Annotated in this window: 11 protein-coding genes; 9 read left to right on the forward strand and 2 right to left on the reverse strand. The window is 71.0% G+C overall.

Translation table 11 applies throughout. From position 1 onward, the window contains the following. Positions 1 to 136: 136 nt before the first annotated feature. Entirely contained in the window at positions 137 to 1,159 is a 1,023-nt protein-coding gene (locus AN218_RS19805; RefSeq protein ID WP_070018236.1) for an NAD-dependent formate dehydrogenase, read from the forward strand. Positions 1,160 to 1,266: 107 nt separating this feature from the next. Here AN218_RS19805 and AN218_RS19810 read toward each other — a convergent pair whose 3' ends face one another. Beyond that, entirely contained in the window at positions 1,267 to 2,007 is a 741-nt protein-coding gene (locus AN218_RS19810; RefSeq protein WP_244900536.1) for a VC0807 family protein, read from the reverse strand. Further along, positions 2,004 to 2,636, reverse strand: coding sequence for a TetR/AcrR family transcriptional regulator (locus tag AN218_RS19815; protein ID WP_070018237.1), 633 nt, complete (start codon positions 2,634 to 2,636; stop codon positions 2,004 to 2,006). The genes AN218_RS19810 and AN218_RS19815 overlap by 4 nt, the downstream gene beginning before the upstream one ends. 248 nt (positions 2,637 to 2,884) lie before the next feature. Between AN218_RS19815 and AN218_RS19820 the strand changes: the two genes are divergently transcribed. The 8 genes from AN218_RS19820 to AN218_RS19855 all read left to right on the forward strand — a co-directional run bounded on the left by AN218_RS19820 (position 2,885) and on the right by AN218_RS19855 (position 11,398). After that, positions 2,885 to 5,365 carry a GH116 family glycosyl-hydrolase gene (locus AN218_RS19820; protein ID WP_070018238.1) on the forward strand — a complete coding sequence of 827 codons (2,481 nt, stop codon included), beginning with the start codon at positions 2,885 to 2,887 and terminating at the stop codon, positions 5,363 to 5,365. A gap of 119 nt (positions 5,366 to 5,484) precedes the next feature. Then, positions 5,485 to 6,813, forward strand: a complete 1,329-nt coding sequence (locus tag AN218_RS19825) for an ABC transporter substrate-binding protein (RefSeq protein ID WP_244900537.1) — start codon at positions 5,485 to 5,487, stop codon at positions 6,811 to 6,813. Continuing rightward, a complete protein-coding gene (locus tag AN218_RS19830; protein ID WP_070018240.1) occupies positions 6,810 to 7,766 on the forward strand; it encodes a carbohydrate ABC transporter permease in 957 nt (318 codons plus the stop codon). Before AN218_RS19825 ends, AN218_RS19830 begins: the two co-directional genes overlap by 4 nt. Next, complete coding sequence (locus AN218_RS19835; protein WP_244900538.1) at positions 7,763 to 8,608, forward strand: carbohydrate ABC transporter permease; 846 nt, start codon at positions 7,763 to 7,765, stop codon at positions 8,606 to 8,608. Before AN218_RS19830 ends, AN218_RS19835 begins: the two co-directional genes overlap by 4 nt. A gap of 4 nt (positions 8,609 to 8,612) precedes the next feature. Then, a complete protein-coding gene (locus AN218_RS19840) occupies positions 8,613 to 9,377 on the forward strand; it encodes a hypothetical protein (RefSeq protein ID WP_070018242.1) in 765 nt (254 codons plus the stop codon). 94 nt (positions 9,378 to 9,471) lie between these two features. Next, on the forward strand, positions 9,472 to 9,678 hold the full coding sequence (locus tag AN218_RS19845; RefSeq protein ID WP_070018243.1) for an MbtH family protein: 207 nt from the start codon (positions 9,472 to 9,474) through the stop codon (positions 9,676 to 9,678). Between the two features lie 473 nt (positions 9,679 to 10,151). Beyond that, positions 10,152 to 11,144 (forward strand): 3-oxoacyl-[acyl-carrier-protein] synthase III C-terminal domain-containing protein, encoded by a 993-nt coding sequence (locus tag AN218_RS19850; RefSeq protein WP_070018246.1) that lies wholly within the window; start codon positions 10,152 to 10,154, stop codon positions 11,142 to 11,144. Further along, a complete protein-coding gene (locus AN218_RS19855; protein ID WP_070018244.1) occupies positions 11,141 to 11,398 on the forward strand; it encodes an acyl carrier protein in 258 nt (85 codons plus the stop codon). The genes AN218_RS19850 and AN218_RS19855 overlap by 4 nt, the downstream gene beginning before the upstream one ends. Positions 11,399 to 11,559: the final 161 nt, after the last annotated feature.

Here is an 11,559-nt window from a genome sequence, read left to right on the forward strand (position 1 = left end):
GACCTGACCTGACCTGACCTGTACCGGCCCGGCCGGACGGGGACGGAGACGTGTGCCCGCCCGTACGGATAGCCCCGCGGCCCCTCGGGTACTCGCGCCGCGTACCGACGCACCCGCCGAGGGGAGGCCCTCGCCGATGAAGATCGTCGCAGTGCTGTATCCGGAGGGCGAGACCGACGGGGGAGGCCCGCCGGTCCTCGCGACCGCCGAGAACGTCCTGGGGCTGCGCCCGTTCCTGGAGGAACAGGGCCACGAGATCGTCGGAACGTCCGACACGGGCGCGGAACTCGACGCACAGCTCGCCGACGCCGACGTGCTGATCACGACACCGTTCTGGCCGCTCTACCTCGACGAGGAGCGCATCGAGAAGGCGCCGGAGCTGCGGCTCGTCATCACCGCGGGCATCGGCTCGGACCACATCGACGAGGAGGTCGCCGAACGCCACGGCATCACGGTCGCCGAGGTCACGGGCAGCAACGTCGTCAGCGTCGCCGAGCACAACGTGATGCAGATCCTCGCCCTCGTCCGCAACATGATCCCCGCACACCGGCAGGCGGTCGAAGGCCGCTGGGACGTCGCGGACGCCGCACGCGAGGCGCACGACCTGGAGGAGAAGACCGTCGGCATCGTCGGGCTCGGCGCGATCGGCGCCCGTACGGCGCTGCGGCTCAAGGGCTTCGACGTACGGATGCTCTACCACGCCAACCACCGGCGCGACCCGGCCGAGGAGGCGACGCTGGGCGTGAAGTACGCGCGTCTGGACGACCTCGTCGCCGAATCGGACGTGATCTGCCTGGCGTTGCCGCTGATGGAGGGCAGCAGGGCCCTCTTCGGGCGCGAGCGGCTGGCCGCCATGAAGCCGGGGAGCTGGCTCGTCAACACCGCACGCGGCGCTATCGTCGACACCGACGCGCTGGCCGAGGCGCTGGAGAGCGGTCATCTCGCCGGGTACGCGGGCGACACCTGGTATCCGCAGCCGGCGCCGTCCGACCACCCGTGGCGGACCATGCCGCGGCACGCGATGACGATCCACTACTCGGGCATGACGGTGGAGGCGCAGCAGCGCATCGCCGCGGGCGTGAAGGAGATCCTTCAGGCGTACCTGGCGGGCCGCGCGCTGCCCGAGGACTACGTCCTGGTGGACGCCTCGGCCGCCTGAGCCCGCCTCGGTTCGCCGAGGCGCATCCGCCGCGACCGTGCCCCCCCCCCGGTCAACTGCCGTGCCGCGTACGGGAGTCGGGACCGCGGCCGGGGCGTCCGTACGGATCAGCCCGCGCCCGCGGCCCCCGGCTCCGCACGCCCCTCCGCCAGGGCCGAGATCCGCACCCCGCGGATGCGCAGCCCGTTGCGCCGCAGATACGAACGTCCCCACAGGCGCTGGAAGACGAGGATCACCGCCAGGGTGAAGACCAGCAGCACGTCGTCCAGCAGCGGTACGAGATCGACGGGCAGGGTCGCCGCCATCGTGATCCGCAGCGCGGTGTCGGCGAGGCACGCCACCGCCCAGAACGCGCTGCACACCCACAGCAGCCGCCGAAAGGCCGCGTAGCGCGCCCAGTTGGACTCCCAGGTGCGCTGCCGGTCCTCGTCGAGGACGACCCGGGCCGCCTCGTAGAGGAACGGCCGCCGGGTGAGGAGGCTGGCCGCGATCCACAGCCCGAGCGCCGCCATGCCCCAGCAGTTGCGGATCAGCAGCACGCGCGGACTGCCGCTGAGGAAGGAGACGGCGACGGTCAGCGCCATGGTGGCCAGCACGAACAGATGCACCCCGCTCACCCGCCGCCGTGCCGCGATCTCGCGCACGGCGCCCGCGGCCGGCAGAAGGGCGCCCGCCAGCAGCGCTGTGAACTGGTCGGCGCCCGCCCAGCGCAGACCGTAGAAGACCCCGAGCGGGGCGATCACATGCAGGGTCAGCGTGCGTCCGAGCCGCTTCGCGCCGTGCTGTTCCGTGCCGTGCTCTTCTCTGTCCCGTCGGCCGGCGGCCTCCCGGCTCGAACTCTCCGTCACAGCACGCCCCTTCCCCTCGGTGCGGGGCTCTCGGAGCGCCGCGTCGCGAGACCGACCGAGGTGACCAGTTCGCGGGTGTAGGCGTCGAGGTCCAGCCCGTGCGCTCCTCCCCGCAGCCGCTGTGCCGCGGCCTCGACGGCTCCCCGGATGAGCACCGCCATGGACCGGGGGTCGAAGTCCCGGAAGTCGCCGCTGCGTTGACCCTCCGTCAGCAGCTCCTCCAGGCCCCGTACGCTCGGCTCCTGCGCGCTCTGCGAGGTGTACGGCTCGCCCGCGCCGTCCCGCAGATGCGGGCCGATCTCGGTGAGCGCCGCCATCTCCCGCGGATGGTCGCGCAGATACCGCAGATTGGCCTCCAGATATGCGCGCAGCTTTCCGGACGCGGTCTGCTCGCCCTCCATGCGGCCGACGACGAACCGCGCCGCCTCCGCCATGACCTCCCGCACGATCTCGTGGATCAGCTCGTCCTTGTCGGTGAAGTGGTACGAGATCATCCGCGGGCTGCTGAAGCCCGCCCGCTCCGTGATCCGCGCGAACGACGCCTTGGCGTACCCGAGTTCGGCGATCGTCTCGACCGCGGCCCGCACGATCTGCGCCCTCCGGGCCGTGTTGGTGAAGGTCCGCTCCACGCGTCGTCCCCCTTCCGTTCCTCCCCGTACCGTCCGTCCGCCGAAGAGTTTATCCACGCGAATCAAAATGGCGCTACACGAATAAGAGAGCCCGGTGAGCGCGTGCGCGGAGTGGCGGCAGCGGCCCGCCGCGACCGCGCGACATCTTGACCGTCCCGTGGGCGTGCCCTACGTTCCCCATCCTGCAATCGATTTCATATCGCACGGCCCGCAAGTTCCGGGAACCACCGGCGGATTGGGGACAGCACGTGACGGACGACAGCGGTTGGCCGGCGGTCCGCCGCTACAGCGGGGCCGCCCTGGAGCGGGTCGCGATGCCGGTCGGCGGCATCGGCACGGGCAGCGTCAGCCTGGGCGGCCGCGGCCAGTTGAAGGACTGGGAGCTGTTCAACCGCCCCGCGAAGGGCTTCACCCCGGACTCCTTCTTCTGCGTCCGCGTCGACGACGGCGAGGCCGTGCGGACCCGTGTCCTCGAAGGCGGGCTGCTGGACGGGGAGTTCGCCGGGCACCAGGGCAGCCCGTCCGCGCTGCACGGCCTTCCCCGCTTCCGCACGGCCGAGTTCGCCGCGGCCTATCCCTTCGGCGAGGTGCGGCTGACGGACCCTTCGATGCCCGTCGAGGCGACACTGCGGGTCCACAACCCGCTGATTCCCGGCGACCCGGAGGCGAGCGGACTGCCGACGGCGGTCTACCGCGCCCGGATCCGCAACGTCTCCCGCTCCCCGGTCACCGTCTCCGTCTGCGGCAGTCTGCAGAACGTCGCGGGACGGCGTCCCTCCGGCGACGTGCCCGCGGGCAACACCTTCGAACGCGTCACCGTCGACGGCGCCACGCTCCTGTACGGGCGTACGTCCCCCGCGGTCCCGGACGACGACGAGGCATGGGGCAGCCTCGCGCTCGCCGCCGTCGGCCACACCGTCGGCAGCCACCGGCTGAACTGGGCGCACCGGTCGTGGGGCGACTCCCTGCTGGACTTCTGGGACGACTTCGCGGCGGACGGGGCGCTCCGGGAACCGGAGGAGGGCGCCCGGATCCCCACGGGCTCGCTGGTCGTCGGCGAGGAGATCCCGGCGGGCGGCAGCGCGGAGTTCACCTTCCTGCTCGCCTGGCACTTCCCCAACAGGCGTGGCTGGACGCACCGTTTCCAGGGCCCGCCCGACTTCGGACACAGCGCCGACGTCGTCGGCAACCACTACGCCGGCCGCTTCGCCGACGCCGCCGACGTCGTACGGGCGGTGGTGCCGCGCCTGACGGAGTACGAGCGGCGTACCCGCGCGTACGTGGAGACCGTCACCGCGTCGGATCTGCCGCCCGCGGTGCAGGACGCGGTGCTCTCCAACGTCGCGGTGCTGAAGTCGCCGGCCTGCTTCCGCATCGCGGACGGCACGTTCCTGGCCTGGGAGGGCTGCAACGCCGATCACGGGAGCTGCCACGGGAGTTGCACCCACGTCTGGAACTACCAGTACGCGCTCGAACAGCTCTTTCCGTCCCTGGCCTGGACGATGCGGAAGGTCGAGTTCGTGCACTCCCTGGACGAGCGCGGACTGATGAGCTTCCGCGCCGGGCTGCCGCCGGCCACCGAGGGCACCGGCTGGGGCGTGGCCGCCGCCGACGGCCAGATGGGCGCGATCGTGCGCTGCCACCGCACCTGGCGGCTGACCGGACGTGACGACCTGCTCGCCGAGTACTGGCCGGGTGTGCGCCGGGCGATGGAGTTCGCGTGGATACCGCTGGGCTGGGACGCCGACCGCGACGGCGTGATGGAGGGCTGCCAGCACAGCACCACGGACGTGGAGTACTACGGGCCCTCCGGCACCAACCAGTCCTGGTATCTGGCCGCGTTGGCGGCCTGCGCGCAGATGGCGGACGCGGTCGGCGACGCCGGCTTCGCGGCCGTCTGCCGGGAGACGCTCTCCCGGGGCGCGTCCTGGACCGACGCGGAGCTGTTCAACGGCGAGTTCTACGAGCACCGGGTCATGCCGGCCGGCTCGGCGGACCGTATCGCCGACGGGCTGCGCATCCGGTACGACGGGGACAACCCCGATGTGGGCTCGGACGACCTGGTGCACCCGGATCTGCAGATCGGCTCGGGGTGTGTGACCGACCAACTGGCCGGGCACGCCATGGCACTTCTGGGCGGTCTCGCCGACGGACTGGACCGGGGCCACGCGCGCGAGGCGCTGCTGAGCGTCGTCCGCTACAACCACCGGGAGGAGTTCCACTCCCACGTCAACCATCTGCGCAGCTTCGCCCTCGGCTCCGAGCACGGACTGCTCAACTGCACCTATCCGCACGGGAATCGGCCCGCGCGCCCCTTCCCGTACTGCAGCGAGGTGTGGACGGGCCTGGAGTACACCGCGGCGGTGGCGCTGGCGCTCTACGGCGAACGGGAGCTCGCCGAGCACACGGTCGCCGACGTACGGGAGCGCTACGACGGGCGCCGGCGCAACCCGTTCGACGAGGTCGAGTGCGGGAGCCACTACGTGCGTTCCATGGCCTCGTTCGGTCTCGCGCACGCCTGGGCGGGGACCGTCGTCGACGTGGCCGCCCGGGAGATCCTCGTGGACCCGCTGCCGGGACGGTGGCCGGTGATCGTCGGCGGCGTGCTGGGAACCGTCGAAGTGACGGACACCGCGGGGGAGTTGAGCGCCCGGTTCGAGGGCGAGGACGAGGGCGCGCCGTTCACGGTACGGGTACGGCCCGCGCCCGGTCTCGTGCAGATGTATTGACGCAGACATGACCGGCTGTTTCCATGTCACCACCTCGATCTGAAATCGATTTCTTTTCTTCCGTCTCGCGCTCTCGAGCGCAACGAGCCGTTCAGCGCAGGAGCTTGGGAGGAGTCACGGTGGAGACAGCGGGAACAGCCGGAACTGCCGTAAGGGGCGGGCACACGGCCACACGCCGCCAGGTGCTGCGCGCGATGGGAGCGGCCGCGGCCGTCCCGGCCGCCACGGCGCTGACCGGTTGCGGCGGGAGCCCGTCGTCCGGATCGACGCTGAATCTGGTGTACCTGGGCGACGCCACCCAGCAGAAGACGTTCGACAAGCTCTTCGGCGCCTTCGCCCGGGCACACCCAAAGATCAAGATCAGTGCGCGCGGCATCGCCTCGAAGAACTGGGCGGAGTTCGCCAACACCGTCTCCACCCAGATCGCCGGCGGCAAGGTCCCCGACATCATCTCCGTGGCCACCGAGGGGCAGCGGCTGTTCGCCTCCAAGGGGCTGCTGGAGCCCCTCGACTCCTACATCGAGAAGGACCGCGAGACCGTCGACGCCTACTTCGACGACGCCGACCCCCGGCTGCGGAAGTGGACCTCCGAGTACAGCTCCCCGGACGACAAGACCTACTTCATCCCCGGCGGCTACAACACCGTGGCCCTGTACTGCAATACGGAGGTCTTCGACAAGGCGGGCGTGGACCTGCCCTCGGACGGCTGGACCTGGGACGACTTCAAACAGGCCGGGCTGCGCATCAAGAAGAAGACCGGGGCGTTCCTGCTGCCGGCCGGCTACAGCTTCCCGTTCGTCGACATCATGCCGTGGCTGCTGAGCAACGGCGCGAGCACCCTCGACGCCGACTGGAAGAAGTCCACGATCGCCTCGCCCGCCGCCGTGGAGGCGGCCGAGTTCGTCAAGGGCCTGGTGGACGCGGGGCTTTCGCCCAAGCCCGGCGGGACCTTCGACGTGCCGACCCAGATGGACAAGGGCAACCTCGCCACCTTCGGCGGCGGACGCTGGCCCACCCTCGACGTACGGCGCCTGCGCATGGTCGACAAGGTCCGCATCGTCCCCTGGCCGACCGGGAGCGGCAGGGGCTCGCCCGTCGGCTGGGACGGCTGGCCGATCCTCAAGGCGTCGCAGAACAAGGACGCCGCCTGGACGTTCCTGAAGTGGCTGATGTCGAAGGACGCCTCGGTCTTCTTCGCCGAGATCGGCGGGACCAACATCCCGGCCCGCAACTCGGTCGCCACGGGCCCCGAGTTCCGTAAGAACGCGCCCAAGGGCACGGAGGTCCTCGCCGAGGCGGTGACGTACGGGACGCCCATACCCTGCCCGCGGCAGAGCGCGGAGGCCGACGTCGCCGTCACCCGCGCCTGGCAGGAGGCGATCACCGGCACCAAGTCCCCGCGGGAGGCGCTGCGTTCGGCCGACCGGAAGCTGAGCGGTCTGGTATGACCACCGCACCCGTGCTCACGGTGCCCGGCCCGCCGGCCGCCGGTCCCGGCCGTGCGGCACCGGCGGCGAAGCGGGCCGACCGGCGCAGCCGCTGGGCGGCCTGTGCGTTCCTCAGCCCGGCGCTGCTGCTCTTCGTCGTCTTCATCGCGGGACCGTTCGTCGTCGCCGTCGTACTGAGCTTCTTCAGTTGGGACATGCTCACGCCGCCGCGCTTCAACGGCGTCGGCAACTTCACGACGATGTTCACCGATCCGCTGCTGTACAAGGCGCTGGCGAACACCTTCGTCTTCGCCCTGGCGTCCGTGGTGACCCATCTCGCCGGGGGACTGCTGCTGGCGCTCGCCGTCAACAGGCTGATGAACAGGGTGCTTTCGTACTTCGTACGGGCGGCGCTCTTCTTCCCCTTCGTCATCTCGTGGGCCGCGGTCGCGCTGCTGTGGAAGTACGTGCTGGACCCGACGTTCGGGATGGTCGCCTACTATCTCGACGCCGCCGGGATCGCTCCGCCGGACTGGTTCAACGATCCGTCCTGGGCGCTTCCCGCGATCATCGGCATCGACTTCTGGCACACGATCGGGTTCACCTTCGTCATCATGCTCGCGGGACTCCAGACCGTGCCGCGGGAACTGGTGGAGGCGGCACGCAGCGACGGCGCGAACTCCCGGCAGGTGCTGTGGCACGTGACGCTGCCGATGATGTCCCCGACGGTCTTCTTCGCCGCGGTGGTCACCTTCATCGGGGCGTTCCAGATCTTCGATCCGGTGCAGATCATCACGCCCAACGGCGGACCGGACGACTCCACGCTCACCGTCGTGATGTACCTGTACCAGAAGGGATTTCAGTCCTTCCAGGCCGGATACGCCTCGGCGGTCTCGCTTCTGGTCTTCGTGGTCATGATGGCCGTCACGCTATTGCAGTTCCGGGGGGCCAGGCGATGGGTGCACGGGCGGTGAGGGCGGTACGCGGGCCCGTACGCGTACGGCAGATACGTCAGGTACTGCTGGCCCTGGTGCTGCTCGCGGTCGGCCTCGTCATGATCGCACCGCTGGTGTGGCTGGTGGCCGAGAGCCTGACCGAGGAGAAGTCGGCCTTCTCGCTGCCGCCGAGCTGGACGCCCTCGCCCTTCACCGTCGACAACTTCCGTGCCGTGCCCGGCCTGATCCCCTTCGGCCGCATGGCGCTCAACAGCCTGCTGGTCGCGGTCGTCTCCACCGGCGGCTCCCTGCTGGTCAGCGTGATGGCGGCGTACGCGTTCTCCCGGCTCAGCTTCCGCGGGCGCGAGACGCTCTTCCTGATCGTCGTCAGCGCCCTGATGGTGCCGGTGCAGATGACCGTGATCCCGGTCTTCGTCCTCATGCGCACCCTCGGCCTGGTCGACCATCTCGCCGCGCTCTGGCTGCCCGCCCTGATCAACGTCTTCGCGATCTTCTTCCTCCGCCAGTACTTCAACACCATTCCGCGGGAGCTGGACGAGGCGGCCCGCATCGACGGCGCCGGGCATCTGTGGATCCTCTTCCGGATGCTCGTGCCGCTGTCGGCACCCGCGCTCGCGGCGATGACGATCCTGACCTTCGAGCTGTCCTGGAACAGCTACTTCGCTCCGCTGATCTTCCTCAGCACCCCGGAGCACATGACGCTGCCCGTCGGACTGGTGACGCTCCAGAACGGCCAAGGGGGCTCGTCGGTGGTCGTGTTCGCGGCGATCACCGCCGTCGTCGTCCCCGTGCTGGCGGTCTTCCTCGTCTTCCAGCGCAACTTCGTCGCGAGCATCGCCTCCGCCGGACTCCGGGGCTGAGGAGATGTCCCGGCCGCACGCCCACGGGACCGTCGAGGACGACGTCCTGGCGCGTACGCTCCGCGGGCTGTGGCCGAGCCTGCCCGCGCTGCTCGCCGCCGCCGCGGCACTGTGCCTCGCCGGCGCCGTCACGGTGCTGGTCCTGCCCGGCGTCACGCCGCTCTCCGTCCTGCTGGGCGCCGTCCTGGCCGGCGCCCCGGCCGCCGCGCTCGTGGCCACGGTCGACGAGATCGCCGCCACCGGCCGGGCGGGCGTACGGAGTTGGTGGGGCCGTCTGCGTGCGCTGTGGGCGTTCGGCATCCGGCACACGCTCCTCGCCGCGGCACTGCTGGCGCTCTTCCTCGTGGCGCTCACGGTCTGGCGGCAGCGGCCGGAGCCATGGCTGCTGCCCTCACTCGGACTGAGCGGCGGCTGCGCCGTGCTCGCCCTCTCGGCGCTTCCCGCCGTGCTCGCGCTGGGGGCGGCCCGCGAAGGGCGGTCCGGCAGACTGCTGTGGCTCTGCGCCCTGCATCTGCTGGCCCGCCGTCCGCTGCGCTTTCTCGCCGGTCCGTCGCTCGCGCTGCTCGGGGTGTGGGCGGCGACGGTCTGGTCCGCCTCGCTGCTGCTGCTCGTCCCGGCGCCCGTGGCCGTCGTGATGGTGACGGCGGTCCGGACGACGACGGGGGAGACGGTGACGGGGGAGACGGCGGCGGAGGCGGCGGCACGGCCCGGCGCTGAACTGCCGCCCCAGCGCCGGAAGTCCGGAGAGTCCCCTTCGTCCGCGGAATAGTTGCGGGCCCGCCGGGCCTGCGGGAGTATGCACCGCCGGGAGGGTGGGGAGCGGCTTTCCACTCGCGTACCGGGGGACCGGGGAAAGGGAGCTGATGAGCAATCCATTCGACGACGAGAACGGCTCGTTTTATGTACTCGTCAACGATGAGCGGCAGAATTCCCTGTGGCCCGACTTCGCCGAGGTGCCCGAGGGCTGGACGATCGCCTTCGGCCCGGAGGGCCGTCAGGCGTGCCTGGATTACGTCGAGGAGAACTGGACGGACATGCGGCCCGCCCATCTCGTGAACGACGCGGGCTGAGCCGCCCGGCGTCCGCCGCCGCCGCGACCGCTGACCTGCTTCGCTCCGGGATTCAACCACCGGCCGTCACACGGCGGTCGGACTCCTTCCCGTGGCGTCGCGGCGGAACGGCGCGCCCTCCGGGCGGAATGCAAGATTCCGGGTGACGTGACCGTCTGAATTCGGGCAGAGCGTCCGCACTCGGTGTTCTCCGCGCAAAAGTCACCCAGAACGATTCACTTCCGCCTCGGCGCCTGTACCGGGCGGATCGACGAATACGTGAACCGGCCATCTTGTGCCGGGAATTGGGCCGACCATTGGCGGCGGAGCGTGCCGCCAATTCCTCTCTTCACCACGCCAGGTCGGCCCTGTAGCATCCGGCCCGACCACAGAAATACGGGGGAGGACGCGTGACGCCTCACACCGCGGCCGGGAGCGCCTTTCCGGTGGCCGTGCGGAGTGCCGCCTGGCATGTGCCCGAGACGGCCGTCGCGGTGCCGGAGCTGACCGAGCTGGCATCGCTGAGCGAGAGCGAACGCCGTACGTGCCTCGCGCTGGGCATCGAGTCCGTACGGGCGGACGACGCGCTGAATGCGGCGGCCCTGGGCGAACTCGCCGCCCGCGACGCCCTCGCACACGCCGGGCTCGCCGCGCGCGACCTGGGCGCGCTGATCGTCGTGGAGCCGCGCGCCCCCGAGACGCTGCTCAGCTCCGAGGCCACCCGGCTCCAGCATCTGCTGGGCGCCGAGCGGGCCGTCACGTTCACCGTGGGCGGCCTGGGCTGCGTCTCGGTGACGCCTGCGCTGCTCGCCGCCCGCGGACTGCTGTGCGCCGACCCGGAGTTGGGCGACGTCCTCGTCGTCCACGGCAGCAAGCCGGCCGCCGCGGGGCGCTACCGCCACCCCGTGACCGTCAACGGCGACGGCGGCCAGGCGCTGCTGCTCTCCCGCGACGCCACGGCGGGCACCGCCGGCACCGGCCCCGGTCCCGGCCCCCACCGATCCGCCCCCGTACGGCTGCTGGACATCGCCCAGGAGACCAACGGCGAGCACTGGGACCTCTTCCACGTCGCCTACCGCGACCGGCCCACCTCCGAGTGGCGCGAGGAGTGCCGCGACGTCTCCACGTACTCCTTCCGTCTCGCGATGGAGGGACGCGGACGGCTCTCGGGTCTGCTCGACGGGCTGCTGGAGCGCAACGGGCTGAAGCCCGGGGACGTACGCGGATACGTCAGCCAGAACCTCTCGGCGGCCGGATTCACCTTCACCGAGGAGTCCCTCGGCATCCGGATCCTGCCGGTCTGCCGGGACAACCTGCGGCGCTACGGGCACCTCGGCCCCAACGACGTGTTCCTCAACCTCTGGACGGCGATCGAGCGCGGGGAGCTGGCCGAGGGAGACCACGCCGTGCTGATCAACGTGAGCCCGGTGGCGGCCTGGAGTGTGCTGCTGGCCGAGATCGGACCCCAGGAGGAGCGGGCACAGTGAACGACACCACGCGTGAGATCACCGAGTTCCTCTCCGCCGCCCTGCGCTGCGAAGTCGGCCCGGACGACGACTACTTCGCGCTCGGTCTCGCGGACTCCCTCTTCGCCCTGGAGCTGGTCACCTTCGTCGAGGGCCGCTTCTCCCTGACCGTCGAGGTCGAGGACCTGGACCTGGAGAGCTTCCGCACGGCGAACCGCATCACCGCCTTCGTGCGGCGCAAGACCGGTGCGCCCGAGTTCACCGAGACCCCGTGAGCGGGAGCCTGAGCGGCGGCGGCAGCGGGAGCGGAGGCGCGGCCGGTACCCGGACCGCGGGCGCCCCGGCCGCGGAAGCGGAGCGGTTCGCCGCCGCGGTGCTCCCGAGCGCCGCCGACTGGGACCTGGCGGGAGAGCTGCCCGCCTCCGTACGCAAGGAG

Origin of the sequence: Streptomyces nanshensis, assembly GCF_001751255.1 — a bacterium.
GTDB classification, from domain to species: domain Bacteria; phylum Actinomycetota; class Actinomycetes; order Streptomycetales; family Streptomycetaceae; genus Streptomyces; species Streptomyces nanshensis_A.